This window comes from Streptococcus sp. oral taxon 431, from assembly GCF_023115445.1.
Lineage (GTDB): Bacteria > Bacillota > Bacilli > Lactobacillales > Streptococcaceae > Streptococcus.
In genome coordinates, this window is sequence record NZ_JALDUI010000005.1 from 16,290 (window position 1) to 36,884 (window position 20,595).

At 41.4% G+C, this 20,595-nt stretch carries 16 protein-coding genes; 15 read left to right on the plus strand and 1 reads right to left on the minus strand.

All coding sequences use genetic code 11. The annotated features are described in order from the left end of the window. The first annotated feature begins 83 nt into the window (after positions 1-83). The 4 genes from pabB to M1R56_RS04380 all read left to right on the plus strand — a co-directional run bounded on the left by pabB (position 84) and on the right by M1R56_RS04380 (position 4,370). A complete protein-coding gene (gene pabB, locus M1R56_RS04365) occupies positions 84-1,805 on the plus strand; it encodes an aminodeoxychorismate synthase component I (RefSeq protein WP_248034738.1) in 1,722 nt (573 codons plus the stop codon). After that, complete coding sequence (locus tag M1R56_RS04370; RefSeq protein WP_248034739.1) at positions 1,806-2,429, plus strand: alpha/beta hydrolase; 624 nt, start codon at positions 1,806-1,808, stop codon at positions 2,427-2,429. A gap of 40 nt (positions 2,430-2,469) precedes the next feature. Continuing rightward, complete coding sequence (locus M1R56_RS04375) at positions 2,470-3,429, plus strand: ROK family glucokinase (RefSeq protein WP_248034740.1); 960 nt, start codon at positions 2,470-2,472, stop codon at positions 3,427-3,429. Positions 3,430-3,530: 101 nt separating this feature from the next. Further along, complete coding sequence (locus M1R56_RS04380; protein ID WP_248034741.1) at positions 3,531-4,370, plus strand: thymidylate synthase; 840 nt, start codon at positions 3,531-3,533, stop codon at positions 4,368-4,370. A 114-nt stretch (positions 4,371-4,484) separates the two neighbouring features. On the opposite strand, the gene M1R56_RS04385 is transcribed toward M1R56_RS04380, so the two are convergent. Then, the gene (locus tag M1R56_RS04385) at positions 4,485-4,655 is read right to left on the minus strand and encodes a DUF3042 family protein (RefSeq protein WP_001051776.1); all 171 of its coding nucleotides are present in this window, start codon (positions 4,653-4,655) and stop codon (positions 4,485-4,487) included. 120 nt (positions 4,656-4,775) lie between these two features. Between M1R56_RS04385 and miaA the strand changes: the two genes are divergently transcribed. The 11 genes from miaA to bgaA form a co-directional block, all read left to right on the plus strand. Further along, a complete protein-coding gene (gene miaA, locus M1R56_RS04390) occupies positions 4,776-5,660 on the plus strand; it encodes a tRNA (adenosine(37)-N6)-dimethylallyltransferase MiaA (RefSeq protein ID WP_248034742.1) in 885 nt (294 codons plus the stop codon). Then, positions 5,653-6,891, plus strand: coding sequence for a GTPase HflX (gene hflX / locus M1R56_RS04395; RefSeq protein ID WP_075232413.1), 1,239 nt, complete (start codon positions 5,653-5,655; stop codon positions 6,889-6,891). The genes miaA and hflX overlap by 8 nt, the downstream gene beginning before the upstream one ends. Further along, positions 6,884-7,507 carry a cystathionine beta-lyase gene (locus M1R56_RS04400; protein ID WP_248034743.1) on the plus strand — a complete coding sequence of 208 codons (624 nt, stop codon included), beginning with the start codon at positions 6,884-6,886 and terminating at the stop codon, positions 7,505-7,507. Before hflX ends, M1R56_RS04400 begins: the two co-directional genes overlap by 8 nt. Before the next feature lie 14 nt (positions 7,508-7,521). Beyond that, positions 7,522-8,451 carry a ribonuclease Z gene (gene rnz, locus M1R56_RS04405; RefSeq protein WP_248034744.1) on the plus strand — a complete coding sequence of 310 codons (930 nt, stop codon included), beginning with the start codon at positions 7,522-7,524 and terminating at the stop codon, positions 8,449-8,451. A gap of 20 nt (positions 8,452-8,471) precedes the next feature. After that, positions 8,472-9,227 (plus strand): SDR family oxidoreductase, encoded by a 756-nt coding sequence (locus M1R56_RS04410; protein WP_248034745.1) that lies wholly within the window; start codon positions 8,472-8,474, stop codon positions 9,225-9,227. Positions 9,228-9,624: 397 nt separating this feature from the next. After that, positions 9,625-9,954: a hypothetical protein gene (locus tag M1R56_RS04415; protein ID WP_049548896.1), complete on the plus strand. Its 330-nt coding sequence runs from the start codon at positions 9,625-9,627 to the stop codon at positions 9,952-9,954. A gap of 6 nt (positions 9,955-9,960) precedes the next feature. Then, positions 9,961-10,155 (plus strand): helix-turn-helix transcriptional regulator, encoded by a 195-nt coding sequence (locus M1R56_RS04420; RefSeq protein WP_006150191.1) that lies wholly within the window; start codon positions 9,961-9,963, stop codon positions 10,153-10,155. 241 nt (positions 10,156-10,396) lie between these two features. Then, positions 10,397-12,148 carry a glycoside hydrolase family 13 protein gene (locus tag M1R56_RS04425; protein WP_248034746.1) on the plus strand — a complete coding sequence of 584 codons (1,752 nt, stop codon included), beginning with the start codon at positions 10,397-10,399 and terminating at the stop codon, positions 12,146-12,148. Positions 12,149-12,199: 51 nt separating this feature from the next. Next, on the plus strand, positions 12,200-12,922 hold the full coding sequence (locus tag M1R56_RS04430) for a DUF4241 domain-containing protein (RefSeq protein ID WP_248034747.1): 723 nt from the start codon (positions 12,200-12,202) through the stop codon (positions 12,920-12,922). 11 nt (positions 12,923-12,933) lie between these two features. Then, positions 12,934-13,491, plus strand: a complete 558-nt coding sequence (locus M1R56_RS04435) for an SMI1/KNR4 family protein (protein ID WP_248034748.1) — start codon at positions 12,934-12,936, stop codon at positions 13,489-13,491. A gap of 514 nt (positions 13,492-14,005) precedes the next feature. After that, the coding region (gene bgaA, locus M1R56_RS04440) for an SIALI-17 repeat-containing surface protein (RefSeq protein WP_248034749.1) at positions 14,006-20,595 on the plus strand (6,590 nt) is incomplete at its 3' end.

Here is a 20,595-nt window from a genome sequence, read left to right on the forward strand (position 1 = left end):
AGTGACATCTACTTTATCATTCTCAAAGAATAAAATTGCCAGATCTCCTGTTTGGGGTCTGGCTTTTATGGTATACTTAGGATATGCATAGAAAAACAGTGATTGATTTTAGGGCTTTGGGCGAGCGGTACACCTTTACCCAGCCTATCAAAGAGTTAAGAACCAGAGATTTAGCAGAAGTGGCAGACTTATTAGCTCAAGTGGAAAACTACCAAGAGCAAGGCTTTTATGTAGCAGGTTATGTCAGTTATGAGGCTGCACCTGCTTTTGAGGAAAAACTAGCAGTTCACAAGGTTCCTCTACTGGGCGAGTATTTGCTTTACTTTACTGTTCATGACAAAGTTGAAACATCCAGCATTCCTCTGACTTATGAGGAGGTGGATTTGCCATCAAACTGGCAGGAAGTAACTTCTGCAGAGGACTATGAAAAGGCGATTGCCCAGATTCACCATCATTTACGGCAGGGAGATACCTATCAGGTCAACTACACCGTTCAACTCAAGCAGGAGTTGACTTCTAACCCTTTTGCTATCTACAATCGCATGGTGGTAGAGCAGGAGGCAGGTTACAATGCCTATGTTGAACATGACGACATGGCAGTGATTTCCATGAGTCCAGAACTCTTTTTTGAACAAAATGATCGTGAACTGACAACTCGTCCTATGAAGGGGACGACTAAACGTGGTCTGACTGATGCTGAAGATTTGAAAGAAGCAGCTTGGTTGGAGCAGGATCCCAAAAATCGTTCAGAAAATATGATGATAGTGGACCTCTTGCGCAATGACATGAATCGTCTGTCTGAGGTGGGAAGTGAGCATGTGGAGCGTTTATGTCAGGTGGAACAGTATTCAACGGTTTGGCAGATGACTTCGACCATCAAGAGTCAGTTACGACCGGATGTTGACCTAGTTGAAATTTTCCGTTCACTCTTTCCATGTGGTTCTATTACAGGAGCTCCCAAGATAGCGACTATGGAAATTATCAAAGACTTGGAGCCCCAACCAAGAGGAGTTTACTGTGGAACTGTTGGACTCTTACTTCCCAATGGCCGACGGATTTTCAATGTCACCATTCGAACCATTCAACTGCATGGAGGGCAAGCCATCTATGGAGTCGGTGGAGGCATCACTTGGGATAGCACTTGGAAGTCAGAATACCGTGAAGTCCAGCAAAAGGCTGCTGTTCTTTACCGAAAACAGCCTCGTTTTCAACTGATTACGACAGGAAAAATCAGCCAGAAAACCTTGCTCTTTGAAAATCAACATCTAGAAAGACTACAAAAGGCTAGTCGTTACTTTGCCTTTCCATTTGACCAAGAAGTTTTGAGACAAAAGATAGAGAAGGAGTACCAGTCTTGTGACCTCCATCAAGACTACCGTTTGCGAATCAGTCTCAGCAAGTCTGGAGAAATTGAAATCGAACGAAAAGTATTAACACCACTTAGTCCAACTTTTTGTCAAGCTAAACTTTGTCTGCAAGGAGCTGATTTGCAGCAGGCCTTTACCTACTTTAAGACGACACACCGACCGCATTTGACAATGGGAGAGAATGAAATTATTTATCATACTGCTGATGGAAAATTGCTTGAAACCTCTATTGGCAATCTGGTCTTGAAAATGGATGGCAAGCTCTATACCCCACCTAGCGCTCTTGGTATTTTACCAGGGATTTATCGTCAACACTTGCTTGAAAATGGGCAAGTAGAAGAGAAGGTTTTGACCATAGAAGATTTGATGCGAGCAGAAGTCATCTATGGCTGCAATGCAGTAAGGGGCTTGTATGAGTTGTCAGTAAAGGAGCACTAAATGAAACTTATATTTTTACACGGTTTGGGACAGTCCGCAGATAGTTGGAAAGAAGTTCAGGATTTGCTTGCAGATTATCCCTCTGAAGCCCTGGATTTATTTCCTTCAGGAGTTGGGACCTACCAAGAAGCCAAAGAGCGCATTTATCAACACTTAACAGAGGAGACAGAACCTTTTGTCTTAATCGGTTTGTCTTTAGGGGCTGCACTTGCGTTGGAACTTTCAAGTTATGATCTACCACATCTTCAGGCCTTGGTTTTGTCAGGATGTCCACTGAAATTAGCAGGTAACATTCCTTTTTACATTCAGTTGCTGATATTCAAATTGCTTCCTAAGAGGATATATGAGAAGCAGGGGGCAGATAAGGCTCTTATGGTTGGAGTTTCCGAGGAATTAAAAACACTTGATTTAAGAGAGAATGCAAAGAATTGTCCCTATCCAAGCTTGTTAATTTGTGGTAGTCAGGATAAGCCAAATCTCAGTTCAATGAAAAGTATTCATGAACTGATGCCAGATTCTCAGTTTGAGACCATCCCTGACGGCCCTCATGTCTTGAATAAGGCAAAACCAAAAGAGTTTGCAGAATTAACCAGAAGTTTTCTTGAATTGCTGAAACAAGTTTGATAAAATAATAAAGAAGTGATAAATCATAAAGGAGATAAAAATGAGTCAAAAGATTATTGGGATTGACCTTGGTGGAACTTCTATCAAGTTCGCTATTTTAACGCAAGAAGGAGAAATCCAAGAAAAATGGTCTATTAAGACAAACATTTTGGATGAAGGAAGCCATATCGTAGATGATATGATTGAGTCTATTCAACACCGTTTGGACTTGCTTGGATTGGTAGCAGCGGACTTCCAAGGTATTGGAATGGGATCACCAGGTGTTGTTGACCGTGAAAAAGGGACTGTTATCGGTGCCTACAACCTCAACTGGAAAACTCTTCAACTAATCAAAGAAAAAATGGAAAAAGCCTTGGGGATTCCATTCTTTATCGACAATGACGCCAACGTGGCAGCTCTTGGTGAGCGTTGGATGGGTGCTGGTGACAACCAACCAGATGTTGTCTTTATGACACTTGGTACAGGTGTTGGTGGCGGTATCGTAGCAGAAGGTAAATTGCTTCACGGTGTTGCAGGTGCTGCTGGTGAACTTGGACACATCACAGTTGACTTTGATCAACCAATCGCATGTACTTGTGGTAAAAAAGGCTGTCTTGAGACAGTAGCTTCAGCGACAGGTATCGTTAACTTGACTCGTCGTTACGCAGATGAATACGAAGGCGATGCAGCCTTGAAACGCTTGATTGATGATGGTGAAGAAGTAACTGCTAAAACTGTCTTTGACTTGGCAAAAGAAGGGGACGACCTCGCTTTGATCGTTTACCGTAACTTCTCACGTTACTTGGGTATTGCATGTGCCAACATTGGTTCTATCCTAAATCCATCAACAATTGTTATCGGTGGTGGAGTTTCAGCTGCTGGGGAATTCCTTCTCCAAGGCGTGCAAAAGGTTTATGACGAAAATACCTTCCCACAAGTACGCACAACAACTAAGCTAGCTCTTGCAACTCTAGGAAATGACGCTGGAGTTATCGGAGCAGCATCACTTGTCTTGCAATAAATAAACATAAAAAGGAGAAAATTGCTTTCTGTAAGCGAGTGATTTTCCTCCTTTCTTTTTTTATGCTATACTAGTTAAGACAATAATTGAGGTGAGAGTAAATGACAAAAGCAGACACGATTTTTAAAGAAAATATCGAGCGAATCCTTAAGGAAGGAGTCTTTTCAGAACAAGCTCGTCCCAAGTACAAGGATGGGACTGTTGCTAACTCCAAGTACATCACAGGGGCCTTTGCAGAGTATGATTTGTTTAAGGGGGAATTCCCCATTACAACCCTACGTCCAATTGCTATCAAATCAGCTATAAAAGAAGTGCTTTGGATCTACCAAGACCAGTCCAATAGCCTAGAAGTTCTCAATGGCAAGTACAATGTTCACTACTGGAATGACTGGGAAGTTGGAGATACAGGGACTATTGGGGAACGTTATGGGGCTGTTGTTAAGAAGCATGACATCATTAACAAGATTCTCAAACAGTTAGAAGCCAATCCTTGGAACCGTCGTAATATCATTTCACTTTGGGATTATCAGGCTTTTGAGGAGACAGACGGCCTTCTTCCATGTGCCTTTCAGACTATGTTTGATGTCCGTCGTGTAGATGGGGAAATCTATTTGGATGCGACCTTGACCCAGCGTTCTAATGATATGCTGGTGGCCCACCATATCAATGCCATGCAGTATGTAGCTCTTCAAATGATGATTTCTAAACACTTTGGTTGGAAAGTTGGAAAGTTCTTCTACTTCATCAACAACCTCCATATCTATGATAATCAGTTTGAACAAGCTCAGGAATTGCTTCGTCGTGAGCCTTCAAATTGCCAACCACGTTTGGTCTTGAATGTACCAGACAAGACTAATTTCTTTGACATCAAAGCGGAGGACTTTGAGTTGGTTGACTATGATCCTGTGAAACCGCAATTGAAGTTTGACTTGGCCATTTAATACTCTCTGAAAATCTCTTCAAACCACGCTAGATTCCTTTTCCTATTTGGTTTTTATTGAGTATAAAAGAATAGAAAAAAAGAAGTTGAGAAAAGTCCCAACTTCTTTTGTTGCTTAGTGTGATACGCGACGACGCGCTGCTTTCTTACGGTTTTCTTCGATGAAAGCTGCTTTTTGTTCTTCTGGTTCGATCACTTTCTTTTTAACTGCGTATACTGCACCTGCAACTGCAGCGACAGTTCCTGCAATACCTGTTACAAGACCTTTAGCGAATCCTTTAGCCATGAGTATTCCTCCTTTAACTTATAAATCAGCCAGCTACCTCAAGAGGTCGCATTTTTCTGACTGACCTTTTTGTGATATAATAATAGTAACGAAAAAATGGGAATTTTTCAAGGAAAAAAGATGAAAACAAAAATAATTGTGATTGTTGGACCGACTGCAGTTGGAAAAACAGCTCTAGCCATTGAAGTTGCTAAGCATTTTAATGGTGAAGTAGTTAGTGGAGATAGCCAACAAGTCTATCGAGGACTGGATATTGGGACAGCCAAGGCAAGTCCGGAGGAGCAGGCAACTGTCCCTCATCACTTGATTGATGTGAGAGAAGTAACCGAGTCTTACTCGGCTTTTGATTTTGTTTCAGAAGCTAAGGCAGCCATTGAGGATATTCAAAGTCGAGGTAAGCTCGCTATTATTGCAGGTGGGACAGGACTTTATATCCAGAGTCTGCTAGAAGGATATCATTTAGGTGGGGAGACACCTCATGAGGAGATTTTAGCTTATCGTGCTAGTCTAGATCCTTTTTCAGATGAGGAGTTAGCCCATCTTGTAGAGCAAACAGGCCTTGAAATTCCCCAGTTTAATCGTCGTCGTGCCATGCGTGCTTTAGAAATTTCCCATTTCGGTCAAGATTTGAAAAATCAAGAAAGTTTATATGATCCGCTGATTATTTGCTTGGATGATGAGCGGAGTCAACTCTATGAGCGAATCAACCATCGAGTGGACCTGATGTTTGAAGCTGGACTTCTAGACGAAGCCAAGTGGCTGTTTGACCATTATCCAGATGTGCAGGCTGCTAAAGGGATTGGCTACAAGGAACTCTTTCCTTATTTTCGAGGGGAGCAGAGTTTGGAGGAGGCCAGTGACAGTCTCAAACAGGCGACCCGTCGTTTTGCCAAGCGTCAACTAACCTGGTTCCGTAATCGCATGCAGGTGACCTTTTATCAGATAGGAGAATCTGGTGTAAAAGACCGTATTTTAAACCAGATTGAGGAGTTTTTAAATGATTGAAACTGAGAAAAAAGAGGAGCGGGTCCTGCTGATTGGAGTTGAACTCCAGGGCATGGATAATTTTGACCTCTCCATGGAAGAGCTGGCTAGTCTGGCTAAGACGGCTGGTGCAGTTGTAGTCGATAGTTACAGACAAAAACGTGAAAAATACGACTCTAAGACCTTTGTCGGATCTGGTAAGTTGGAAGAAATTGCTCAAATGGTGGATGCAGAAGAAATCACAACTGTCATTGTCAACAACCGTCTGACACCTCGACAAAATGTCAATTTAGAGGAAGTCTTGGGTGTTAAAGTCATTGACCGTATGCAGTTGATTTTAGATATCTTTGCCATGAGAGCTCGAAGCCATGAAGGGAAGCTCCAAGTTCATCTAGCCCAACTCAAGTACCTCTTGCCTCGTTTGGTGGGTCAGGGGATTATGCTTAGCCGTCAGGCAGGGGGAATTGGTTCTCGTGGTCCAGGTGAAAGTCAGCTGGAGCTTAATCGTCGTAGTGTTCGCAACCAGATCACAGATATCGAGCGTCAACTCAAGGTCGTTGAGAAAAATCGAGCGACAGTTCGAGAAAAACGTTTGGAGTCAAGTACCTTTAAGATTGGTTTGATTGGCTACACCAATGCTGGTAAGTCAACTATTATGAATACTCTGACTAGCAAGACCCAGTATGAGGCAGATGAGCTCTTTGCGACTCTGGATGCGACAACTAAAAGCATCCATCTTGGTGGCAATCTACAGGTGACTTTAACGGACACCGTTGGGTTTATTCAAGATTTGCCGACAGAGTTGGTGTCTAGTTTCAAGTCGACCTTGGAAGAAAGCAAGCATGTAGATCTTCTGGTTCATGTTATCGATGCCAGCAATCCTTATCATGAGGAACATGAAAAAACAGTTCTTTCCATCATGAAAGACTTGGACATGGAGGATATTCCTCGCTTGACCCTTTATAATAAAGCGGATTTGGTGGAAGATTTCACGCCTACTCAAACGCCTTATGCATTGATTTCTGCCAAGTCTAAAGATAGTCGAGAACAGTTGCAAGCTTTATTGCTAGATAAGATCAAGGAAATTTTTGAACCCTTTACTTTGCGCGTGCCTTTTTCTAAGTCCTACAAGATTCATGATTTAGAAAGTGTTGCGATTCTTGAAGAGCATGACTACCAAGATGATGGCGAGGTCATCACAGGCTACATTGCTGAGAAAAACAAATGGAGATTAGAAGAATTTTATGACTGACATCAAATCATTGGCTCTCAAATATGGCGGCTATACAAGTCTAGACAAGGTCTATCTGGATCAGCTTTTAGCTGGTAGGTCTGACCAAGAGCAGTTAGCCCTCATCACCCCTCCCCCCAGCGTAGTTAATGCCTACTTTGCAGAACTTTACCAGAAAAAAAGTCCTCAAGCTGCGACAGATTATTTTGCGGAAGTCAGCCAGGAACTGAACCTCTACAATGCTGAGCCAAGTTTCACGGAAGAAAGCAAGCCCTTTATTCGTCTGAATCTATCAGGCAAATCTTTTGGTTTTTGCTATGAGAGAGAAGGCCTTGGTCGCATTTTCTCTGAATATGAGGAAGCAATCACAGCTGACTTACTTTTTGAAATTGCGCAAATTTTCCCCCATCAGCTAGTCTTTGAGGAGTCTGGAAAAATTTACATGAAGGAGCTTGGAGAGGAAGAAGTTGTCTCTGTGGAGAATTTGACGCCTTTAACCGACTTGGAAACTCTAGCAGATGGAAGCAAGCGACTCAAAGGCTACAGCCAAGAGGATTTACTACAAGAAGTGAAAGCTTTTTCTGGCAAGTTTTATTATCGCTCGGAAAACAGAACTGCTATGTTATATATTGATTAATTAGAAAGTATCGAATGGATATTCAATTTTTAGGAACGGGGGCTGGTCAGCCCTCTAAAGCCCGCAATGTTTCAAGTCTCGCCCTGAAACTCTTGGACGAGATTAACGAGGTCTGGCTCTTTGACTGTGGAGAAGGTACGCAAAATCGCATTCTGGAAACCACGATTCGACCACGTAAGGTCAGTAAAATCTTTATCACCCATTTGCACGGAGACCATATCTTTGGATTGCCTGGTTTCCTCTCTAGTCGTGCCTTTCAAGCCAATGAAGAGCAGACAGATTTGGAAATTTATGGCCCCCAAGGCATTAAATCTTTTGTCTTGACCAGTCTACGTGTATCAGGTTCTCGCCTGCCCTATAAGATTCATTTTCATGAGTTTGACCAGGATTCTCTGGGGAAAATTTTTGAAACAGATAAATTTGAGGTTTATGCGGAAGAGTTGGACCACACTATTTTCTGTGTCGGTTATCGTGTCATGCAGAAAGACCTTGAAGGTACTCTGGATGCTGAGAAACTCAAGGCTGCTGGTGTTCCATTTGGCCCGCTTTTTGGTAAAATCAAAAACGGTCAGGATGTTGTCCTAGAGGACGGCACCGAGATCAAAGCTGCAGACTATATCTCAGCTCCTCGTCCAGGTAAGATTATCACTATCTTGGGTGATACTCGAAAAACGGATGCTAGTGTGCGTTTGGCTGTCAATGCAGATGTTCTTGTCCATGAATCTACTTATGGCAAAGGGGATGAGAAGATTGCTCGCAATCACGGTCATTCAACCAATATGCAGGCTGCGCAGGTCGCAACAGAAGCGGGAGCCAAACGACTCTTACTCAATCATATCAGTGCACGTTTCCTTTCAAGAGATATTAGCAAGCTCAAGAATGATGCGACAACGATTTTTGAAAATGTCCATGTTGTAAAAGATCTGGAAGAAGTGGAAATCTAGAAGATTGAGAAAGGAAAAGTATGTCTACGATTCTCATTACAGGAGCAAGTGGTGGTCTAGCTCAAGAAATGGTCAAACTCTTGCCAGATGATCAACTCATCTTGCTAGGCAGAAATAAGGAAACATTAGCTCAACTATACGGAAATCATCCTCAGGCTGAATTGATCGAGATTGACATTACCGATGGTCAAGCCTTAGAAGAGCTAGTAGCTGAACTCTACCAGCGTTATGGCAAGATTGATGTTGTTATTAACAACGCTGGCTACGGGATTTTTGAGGAATTTGACAAGATCTCTAATCAAGATATTCATCAAATGTTTGAGGTCAACACCTTTGCTCTGATGAACCTATCTCGTCTGGTCGCCTCTCGTATGAAGGCGACTCGAAAAGGGCATATCCTCAATATCGTTAGCATGGCAGGTTTGATCGCTACTGGCAAGTCTAGTCTTTATTCAGCGACCAAGTTTGCGGCTATTGGATTTTCAAATGCTTTGCGCCTTGAACTCATGCCCTATGGTGTCTATGTGACAACTGTTAATCCAGGCCCTATCCGTACAGGATTTTTTGACCAAGCCGATCCAGATGGGACTTATCTCAAGTCGGTTGATCGTTTCTTGCTGGAGCCAGATACAGTTGCGAAAAAAATCGTTAAGACCATAGGAAAAAATAAACGGGAACTTAATCTCCCAGTCTTACTCAATCTAGCCCACAAGTTTTATACTCTCTTTCCCAAGTTAGCGGATAAGTTGGCAGGAGAAACCTTTAATTATAAGTGAAAAAGCTGTTCCCTTGAGGAATGGCTTTTTGCTTTAATTAGGAGGAGTTGTTTATCAAAAATAATCCCTGAAAATACTGGTAGTTTATTCTTTATTAGATAGTTTAAAGGTATCATAGAGATAAGAAAGCAGAAAAGAGAGGATAAACTTCGAGTCTAACATAACTAAAAGTATATCTATAGTCGAAACTTATGAAGTCAAGATAAAATAGGATTAAAAGAACTTGCCCTTTGTCGGATTGACTAGGCTGTAAATCGGAGTTAGAAATATTCTTAGAATAGAAGAAAATAAAAAAGCCTAAAAATGTTAAAACATCTTGACATTTTATCGATTTAGAGTATAATAAAAAATGTAAAGAGCTCTTGACATTGTTTTGACAGATTGGAGGAACAGGACTATGAGAAAAATGGATGAAATGGACAGAGCGATTCAGCTACGTTCTGAGGAATGGGGTTATAAAACGGCTCTATTTGGCTTATGTGGGTGGACAGTATTTAATATTTATCAATCTATTACAAAAGGCATTGAACTTGAAATGTTACCAAGTCTGATTTTATGTTTATCTATTTCTGTTCAAGGATTTGCACAAACTGCCATAAAACAGAAAATGATTGGTGGTGATGAAGAGTTTAAAGAACCAAATAAACTTGTTCAAGGAGTAATTTTGATGGTTGTCATCCTTATCGTAGTTTTGGCGATTGGCATTTATTGTTTTCAGAAAGACTAATGCTGTATGAAAAATAACATCAAACAGTTAAGAAAGTCTGAGGGACTACGTCAGGAAGATATGGCAAGAATATTAGGCGTTAGTCGACAAACCATAATTGCTATAGAGAATGACAAGTACAATCCTACACTTGAACTAGCAATGAAAATTGCAAGGTTGCTACGACTACATGTTGAAGAAATTTTCATTTTAGAAGATTAAAGATATCAGATAGCTTTTATTTTAATCATCTGATTCGTAATGATGAGAGAGTTTTCCAGTTCATGGAAACTCTCTTTTTAAAGCTCAAAAAGAGTCTACTCAATTTTACCCTTGTCCATCTATATATCTATCGTAAAACTGGTATAAAAATTGCAAATCGGATCTTTAAATAGTATACTAGTTCTGTTAGTTATGAAAACGTTTGCGTTTTTGTTGATGATGATTATTTAGGAGACAAGACATGGAATTAACAGCTATTTATCATAGACCAGAATCAGAGTATGCATATCTTTACAAAGAAGGTCAGCTACATATCCGAATCAGAACCAAGAAAGATGATGTTCAGCAGGTCATCTTACACTATGGAGATCCCTTTATCTTCATCGAGGATAAGTATGAAGCCAAGAAAGAAATGACTAAAGTAACCTCGGATGCTTTATTTGATTATTGGCAGGTTACAGTATCGGTTGATTTTGCACGCATTCAATATCTCTTTGAGCTCCTTGATAAAGAAGGTCAAGGTGTTTTTTACGGTGATAAGGGTTGCGTAGAACATACTCAAGAAAACTTGGATGCTGAAGGAAATGGTTTCAAGCTTCCTTATATTCACGAAATTGACGGTTGCCAAGTTCCTGACTGGGTTTCAAATACCGTTTGGTATCAGATTTTCCCAGAACGCTTTGCTAATGGAAATCCTAATTTGACTCCAGATGGAGCTCGAGAGTGGGATGCTGTTATTGCACCTAACATGGATGATTTTTTTGGTGGAGATTTACAAGGGATTATTGACCATTTAGACTATTTTAAAGATTTGGGAATCACTGGACTTTACCTATGTCCGATTTTTGAAGCAACGACCAATCACAAGTATGATACGACGGATTATTTTGAAATCGACCGTCACTTTGGAGACAAGGAAGTATTTGCTACTCTAGTCGAGGAAGCTCACAAACGTGGTATCAAGATCATGCTAGATGCAGTATTTAATCATATTGGCAACCAGTCAGTCCAATGGCAGGATGTTCTAAAAAATGGAGAAAACTCAGTTTATAAAGATTGGTTCCATATCCAAGAATTCCCAGTTACTGAGGATAAACTTCAGAATCCAAGACAACTCCCTTATCATACTTTTGCCTTTGCTAGCTATATGCCTAAGTTAAATACAGCAAATCCTGAAGTCAAAGACTATCTTTTAAGTGTTGCGACCTACTGGATTGAGAATTTTGATATCGATGCTTGGCGTTTGGACGTTGCTAATGAAATTGACCATCAGTTCTGGAAAGATTTTAGAAAGGCAGTTCTCGCTAAAAAGCCTGATTTGTACATCTTAGGTGAAATCTGGCATACTTCTCAGCCTTGGCTAAAAGGGGATGAGTTCCATGCGGTCATGAATTACCCACTTTCTGAAAGTATCAAGGATTATTTCTTGCGTCAGCATAAAAAGACAGAGCAGTTTATTTCAGAAATCAACAGCCAGTCTATGTACTACAAGCAACAAATCTCAGAGGTGATGTTTAACCTTTTAGATTCTCATGATACAGAGCGTATCCTTACAACTGCCAAAGGAAATATCCAGCATGTTAAGGCTGCCCTAACTTTCCTCTATCTTCAAAAAGGGACCCCTTGTATCTATTACGGAACAGAGCTGGCATTAATTGGTGGACCAGACCCTGATTGCCGTCGTGTCATGCCTTGGGACCGTGTTTCTGAGGATAATGATATGCTGAATTTTATGAAACAGTTGATTCAAGTCCGTAAGGAAGTGTCAAGTATTATACAGCATGGTAATTATTGCTTGGAAGAATTGAAACCAGATGTCCTATCCTTGAAGTGGAACTACCAAGGAAAAGAAGTTCAGGCCATCTTCAATCAGTCTTCTGAGAAATATACTTTAGACAGAGATTCAGTTGATTTAGCGAGTTATTGCCAGTTTGAAGATGGACAACAAGTTATCTTGCCAGATGGATTTGTGGTTTATTTAGATTCGATTTAAATCGATTTTAACTTCAGTACAGATTTGTTTTAAACGAGAAAGGAAAGACCGATGGAAAAACTTCAAGTTTCCGAAGAATGGTTGCAAAAATACCAAGAAATCAAGCATATTTTGACCTCGTCTGTCAATTACGCAAAGTGTTTTGAGATGAAAGAAATAGACGGCAAGGAAGTCTTTGTCTTAGATATGGGGGAAGTGACCTTCCCAAGTGGAGAAATTTTAGTGAGAGATCCACTGGTCTGGCTCCGTAGGAATGAAAAGCCCTATTTAGAGACCGTTCCAAAAGGAACATTTCCTCTAAAAACCTTAGTAGTCAAGATCGAAGAAGATCATTATAGGTATGTTGCAACAAGAGTTCAATTTACAGATAAGCTTCCAGTTGTTTACTATGAAGCCTTAACTGGTACTGAAAACTTGGATTCGGTTGAAGAAGATTCTTATTTTGGGTTTTCAGTCGATGCAGGCTTGGCAACCATTGTGGATGTTGAGACAAAAAATGCCTACTGTGATTTTGAAGAAAAATGGTATCAAGAAAATCCTGAAAAAAACATCTATGATGATTTCTTCGCGGAAATTTTTGCTCAAAATGCCATAGAACATCCCCTATATCAGCGAGAAGGCGGTGATTGGATTAACTTTAAAATACCAGATACAGACCTGACTATTCCAATGATTCAATCTGGTTTTGGAGATGGAAATTATCCTGTTTACTTTGGCTATGATGAGGATCATCAACTCTGTGATGTGGTTATCGAGTATATCTATCTTGGATAAGGAGTTGGATGATGTCACTCAATGAAGTTTATGAGTATTTTCGTCACTATGATAAGGAAACTTATCAGGTTGTCGCCTGCATGGGCAATGAACCATCGGAAGAAGATGTTCAGGATTTTGAAAATCAATACGGCATTCGTCTGCCAGAAGATTTCAGGGAATTCACCATGTCATCTCTGGGAGGTCTCTTTATGGAAGTCAGGGAAGAGCTATTGCCAAGAGCCAAGGCTTACGATGTAGCACCATTTTGGACCTTCTGCCGAGGTATTAAGATTTTTGGAATTGCAAATGGGATCCCAGACTTCTTAGACATTCGTCTTAAAACCAAGGAATTACACGCTCTGGGTTTTGTGGATTATATCCCATTTCTGTCTATCGTAGGTGACGGAGATGTCGTGTTTTGCTTTGATAAGGATAATCATATAGTTGCTCTAGACTGGTATAATAGTGGTGAAACCGAGGAGCTTAATTGCGATTTTTCAGAGCTTTTACTTCATCAAATTGTAGAGCTAGAAGAACGAAAAAATGAGATGGTCAAGCTGCTGGACAAGGGGAAATCTAGTCAATAATCTATAAGGAAATATCAGTTTGATAGTCCGTAAAAGAGGTTGGGACAAAAGATCCCGACCTCACTTTTTATTAGCAATCAAACTTTGACGCGGTAGCTGATTGAACTTTCTGTTCGTCTTTTATACTCTTCGAAAATCTCTTCAAACCACGTCAGCGTCGCCTTGCCGTACTCAAGTACAGCCTGCGGCTAGCTTCCTAGTTTGCTCTTTGATTTTCATTGAGTATTAGACTCCAAAAAGCTCCTAATCATCCTCGCGGGGCTGGGACTACGAAATCGAGACTTTGTCTATCGATTTCTGTCCCACCGCCTTTTTTAGTAAAATCATTCACTAAATGTACATTCAGTTTTGTATGATTTTCTACAAATTATAGAAAAAAGAATCAAAAGTATGATTTTTATACCGCTAGTATTGAAGTTTCTTATATTATTTTATAAAATAGAAGTTAAAGACTACTGTAAAAGTAGAGCGCTTACATAAAAATGGAAGCGGTTACCAATATAAGGAGGATCTTATGGGAAAAGATCATTGGAATCGAAAAAGAGTGTATAGTATCCGGAAATTTACGGTGGGTACTTGCTCAGTGCTCATCGGTACTTGCTCGGTATTATTTGGAGCAAGTGTAGCTGGTGCAAATCCGGTAGCTGCGGAAGAAACTCCGATTACAGTTGCTACAGAAAAAGTAGAGGACGAATCTAAAAAAGAGAACCTTGTTGAAACGGCAAATTCAGTTGCTGATGAAGCGGTTGCTCCAAGCCATGAAGCTGAAAAAGCACAGGACGATCAAACTCTACAATCAGACTCTGACAAAAAAGAGGATTCCATGCTAGATAAGAAACCTCAAGTAATTACTCAAGACCAATCTTCTCAAACGGAAAAACCGGACCTAAAACCGGCTACCAGTGAGGAGGTAAATCAGTTGGTTGAGGCTCGTAAAGTAGAATTTAACCAAAACTGGCATTTCAAACTCAATGCTAATGCCAAAGATGCTATCAAGCCAGATGCTGATGTATCAAGCTGGAAGAAACTAGACCTTCCTCATGATTGGAGTATCTATAACGACTTCGACCATCAGTCACCTGCCCAAAATGAAGGTGGACAACTCAATGGTGGGGATGCTTGGTATCGCAAGACCTTTAAACTAGATGAAAAAGACCTTAACAAGAATGTTCGTTTGGTCTTTGATGGAGTTTATATGGATTCGCAAGTCTATGTAAACGGTCAGCTAGTCGGTCACTATCCAAATGGTTACAACCAATTCTCTTATGACATCACTGACTATCTCAATAAAGACGGTCGTGAAAACGTCATTGCAGTTCATGCAATCAATAAACAACCAAGTAGCCGTTGGTACTCAGGAAGTGGTATCTACCGTGATGTTACTCTTCAAGTGACAGACAAATTGCATGTTGCCAAAAACGGTACAACCATCTTAACTCCAGAGCTTGAAAAACAACAGAATGGTAAGGTTGACACTCATGTAACAAGTAAGATCGTTAATACTGATGATAAAGATCATGAAATTGTCGCTGAATATCAAATTATCGAACGAAATGGTCAAGCGGTGACGGATGTGGTTCGTACAGACAGTCAAGTCTTGAAAGCTCATCAATCAACAAGCTTGAATGCGATTTTACAAGTTGAGAAACCAAAACTTTGGACAGTCCTTAACGACAAGCCTGCCCTTTATGAGTTGGTGACTCGTGTTTATCGTGATGGTCAATTGGTCGATGCTAAGAAAGACTTGTTTGGTTACCGTTACTATAACTGGACACCAAACGAAGGCTTCTCTCTTAACGGTGAAAAAATGAAATTCCATGGTGTTTCTCTTCACCATGACCACGGGGCTCTGGGAGCAGAAGAAAACTACAAAGCAGAATACCGTCGCCTGAAACAGATGAAGGATATGGGTGTGAACTCTATCCGTACAACCCACAACCCAGCTAGTGAGCAGACTCTAAAAATTGCGGCAGAGCTTGGTTTGTTGGTTCAAGAAGAAGCTTTTGATACTTGGTATGGTGGTAAGAAACAGTACGACTACGGCCGTTTCTTTGAAAAAGATGCCACTCACCCAGAAGCTAAAAAAGGTGAAAAATGGTCTGATTTTGACTTGCGTACCATGGTCGAAAGAGGCAAGAACAACCCAGCTATCTTCATGTGGTCTATCGGTAATGAAATCGGTGAAGCTTCAGGAGATCCACATTCTCTAGCGACTGTTAAGCGTTTGGTCAAGGTCATCAAGGACGTTGATAAGACTCGCTATGTCACTATGGGAGCAGATAAATTCCGTTTCGGTGATGGTAGTGGTGGTCATGAAAAAATCGCTGACGAACTGGATGCGGTTGGATTTAACTATTCAGAAGACAACTACAAGAAACTGCGTGCTAAACATCCAAACTGGTTGATTTACGGATCAGAAACTTCTTCTGCAACTCGTACACGTGGAAGCTATTTCCGTCCAGAAAGTGAACTAGTTCACAGTAACCAAGCTTACCGTCATTATGAGCAATCAGACTACGGTAATGACCGTGTTGGTTGGGGTAAAACAGCCACTGCATCTTGGACTTTTGACCGTGACAATGCAGGTTATGCAGGTCAGTTCATCTGGACAGGTACTGACTATATCGGTGAGCCTACTCCATGGCATAACCAAAACCAAACACCAGTTAAAAGTTCTTACTTTGGTATCGTAGATACAGCTGGTATTCCAAAACATGACTACTTCTTGTATCAAAGCCAATGGGTTTCTGCTCAGAAGAAACCAATGGTTCACCTGCTTCCTCACTGGAACTGGGAAGATCCTACTCTGAAAGCTAACGTAGCGGATGCAGATGGTAAGATTCCTGTTCGTGCTTACTCTAACGCTGCAAGTGTTGAGTTATTCTTGAACGGTGAATCTCTAGGCAAGAAGACCTTTAACAAAAAACAAACAAGTGATGGACGTACTTACCAAGAAGGTGCCAATGCCAAGGAACTTTATCTTGAGTGGAAGGTTGCTTTCGAAGCTGGAACTTTGGAAGCAGTGGCTCGTGATGAAGCAGGTAATGAAATTGCTCGTGATAAGATTACGACTGCTGGAGAGCCTGCAGGTGTTCGCTTAGTGAAAGAAGAACATGCTATTGCAGCAGACGGGAAAGACCTCACTTATATTTACTATGAAATCGTTGACCAGGCTGGTAATGTAGTTCCTACAGCTAACAACCTTGTGCGCTTCCAGTTGCATGGTCAAGGTCAAATTGTCGGTGTGGATAACGGTGAACAAGCTAGCCGTGAGCGTTACAAAGAACAAGCAGACGGTTCATGGATCCGTAAGGCCTTCAATGGTAAGGGTGTTGTCATTGTTAAATCAACTGAGCAAGCTGGTAAATTTACTTTGACTGCTCACTCTGATCTCTTGAAATCTGCTCAAACTACTATCTTCACAGGTAAGAAAGAGCAAGCTGAAAAAACAGTTTTGGGTACAGAAGTACCTAAAGTACGTACGGTTATCGGGCAAGCACCAAAAATGCCTAAGAAAGTGGCATTTATCTACAGTGACGGCAGTCGTGCAAAACTTCCAGTAGAGTGGTCAGCAGTTGATATCAACGAACCAGGAATTGTTACTGTTAAAGGTGTGGCAGAAGGACGTGAAGTAGAAGCGCGTGTTGAAGTCTTGGCACTCGAAGCAGAACTGCCTGTCGTTAAGAGAATCGCTCCAAATACAGACCTAAATTCAGTTGACAAATCTGTTTCCTACGTATTGTCAGATGGTACTGTAGCAAGCTATGATGTTAATAAGTGGGAAATTGCAGCTGAAGACCAAGCTAAACTAGCAATCCCAGGCTCTCGCATCCCAGCAAAAGGTATTTTAGAAGATGAAGAAATCGCTGCGACCTTGGTAGTTGCAGAAGGGGAAGCTGCTAATCCAGTAGTTCCAAGTGTAACTGTAGCAGATCAAGCGGTTGAAGGTCTTTCAACAGACCAACCTGTAAAATATCACAAGCTTGCTTATGGAGCAGCCTTGCCAGAGGTCAAAGCTACAGCTGAAAATGCTCAAGTGACAGTTATTCAAGCTAATGAAGCAAATGGTATGCGTGCAAGCATCCATGTTCAACCAAACGATGGTGGCCCACTACAAACCTATGCTATCCAATTCCTACAAGAAGCTCCACAAATTGAACGTTTGAGCCTAGAAGTTGAAAATGCAGCTACTTTGAAAGAAGACCAAACTGTCGGTATCAAGGTCTTGGCTCACTATCAAGACGGTACACAAGCAGTCTTGAAAGCTGATAAGGTTACCTTCTCCACTACAGGTGAAGGAGATGTAGCTGTTCGTAAAGGTATGCTTGAATTGCATAAACCTGGTCAAGTAACTCTGAAAGCTCAATTTGAAGGAGCAGAAGGTCAGATTGACTTAAACATTCAACCAAATACTGAAAGCAAAGTTGTCCAAGCCATCCGTCCAGTTAGTGTCGTGACAGGCTTGAACCAAGAACCAAGTCTCCCAGCTACAGTAACTGTAGAGTACGACAAAGGATTTCCAAAAGTTCACAAGGTGACTTGGCAAGCAGTCGCTAAGGAAGACCTTGCTAAATACCATAGCTTTGATGTTCTTGGTAAAGTAGAAGGGCTTGAAAAAGAGGCTCATGCAAAAGTATCTGTAGAAGGTATCATTGCTGTCGAAGAAGTGAGCGTAACAACTCCGATTTCAGAAGCTCCTCAATTGCCAGAGAGTGTTCGTACTTATCACTCAAATGGTCAAGTATCTTCAGCTAAAGTAACTTGGGACGCTATTGAACCAAGCCAGTACGCAAATGAAGGCAGCTTTACTGTTACTGGTCATGTTGAAGGAACTCAGTTACCAACCAAACTTCATGTTCGTGTCTCTGCTCAAACAGAAGTTGGTGCTAACATCTCTGACCAATGGACTGGTTCAGAATTGCCACTTGCCTTTGCATCAGACTCAAATCCAAGTGACTCAGTAGCCAATGTCAATGACAAACTAATTTCATATAACAACCAACCAGCAAACCGCTGGACAAACTGGAACCGTACAAGTGAAGCATCCGTAGGAATTCTCTTTGGTGACTCTGGTATCATGTCTAAACGATCAGTTGATAACCTCAATGTAGCCTTCCACGAAGACCACGGTGTTGGTGCACCTAAATCCTATGTCATCGAATACTATGTCGGTTCAGCAACTCCAACAGTTCCTAAGAATCCAAGCTTCGTAGCACGCGAAGACCATGTCTTTAATGACGATAAAAACTGGAAAGAAGTAACAAATCTCAAGGCTCCAGATCAAGTCAGAGCTGGAGAAATGACCCACTTTAGCTTTGATAAAGTCAACACTTACGCAGTTCGTATCCGCATGGTTAGACCAGATGGTAAATGGGGTACTTCTATTACAGAAATGCAAATCTTCTCTAAACAAGTAGCTGCAGCTAAGAATGCTCAAGCACAAATCCAAGTAGATGGAAAAGATTTGCCAAACTTTAACCCAGGCTTGACTGACTACTATCTAGAAGCAAGCCAAGGAAAAGCTCCAGCTGTGACAGCAAGTGTCACTGAAAATGGTATTGCAACAGTTGTACCAAGCGTAGGTGAAGGAGATCCAGTTCGTGTTGTTGTCAAGGCTGAAAACGGAGATATCCTAGGTGAATACCGCCTACACTTCACAAATGATAAAGATTTGCTCGCAAGTAAACCTGTTGCTGTTTCCAAATCATCTCGCTTGGTTGCTAAAGGACAAACCCTTGAGCTACCAGCAAAAGTTCCTGTTTACTTCACAGGGAAATCTGACTATGAAGTGAAAGACTTGGCTGTTGACTGGGAAGCAGTCCCAGCAGAAAATCTAACAAAAGCAGGTGAATTTACAGTTCATGGTCGCGTTTTGGGTACTGATTTAACTGCTGAAGTAGCTGTGCGTGTAACAGACAAACTCGGAGAAAATCTTTCAGACAACCCAGACTTCGATGACGATAGCAACCGTTCATTTGCCTCAGCAACTAACGATATTGATCCAAACTCTCATGACCGTGTAGATTATGTTAACGATGGTTCAGATGATGAAACCCGTCGTTGGACCAACTGGTCTCCAACTCCATCTGAAAATCCAGAAGTTTCAGTAGGAGTTATCTTCAGAGAAAATGGTAAGATTGTTGAACGTACAGTAGCTGAAGGAAGCATTCGTTTCTTTGCAGATGGTGGAACAGATGCACCTTCTAAACTCGTCCTAGAACGCTATGTGGGACCAGAATTTGATTCACCAGAATATTACTCTAACTACCAACCATACGATCCAGAACATCCATTCAACACTCCTTCTAACTGGGAGAAAGTTGAATACCGTGCGGATCAAGAGGTTCAAGCAGGAACTGACATCCATGTAACCTTTGCACCGGTCAAAGCTAAAGCTATGAGATGGCGCATGGACAGAAAAGCAGACAAGAAGGGTGTGGCTATCACTGAAATGGCCTTTATCGCTCCAAGTGAAGCTCCTAAAGACAATACAGCTTCTAAACTTCTAGTAGATGGTAAAGAGCTTGCTGACTTCTCAGAAGATCGTGCAGACTACCAAGTAACTTATAGTGGAAACCGTCCTAAAGTGACCGTTGAAGCTGGTGAAAACGTAGCGGCAACAGTTGTTGATAGTGGTGACGATAAACTTCCAGTCTTGGTACGTCTCGTTTCAGAAAGTGGTAAACACGTCAAGGAATACCGTATCCAATTGACCAAAGAAAAGGTTGAAACTGGAAAAGTTGCCCCAGCTGTTCAGGAAGAGCTTCCTAGCCTAGAAGTGGTAGAAGAAGCTCTCAGCTTCAAGACAGTGAAGAAAGAAGATCCAACTCTAGCAGAAGGTGAAACTCGTGTAACTCAAGCAGGTCGTGAAGGTAAAGAACGTATCCTGACTGAAGTAGCACTAGATGGAAGCCGTACTGAAAAACTTCGTGAAACTATTGAAGTACCGCAAGATGAGATTGTCTTAGTCGGAACTAAGAAAGAAGTATCTGGTAAAACAGATCCAGCTATCCATGAGGTTCCAGAATTTACTGGTGGAGTAAATGGTGTCGAAGCAGCTGTTCATGAAGTTCCAGAATACACAGGAGCTATTGGCACAGTAGG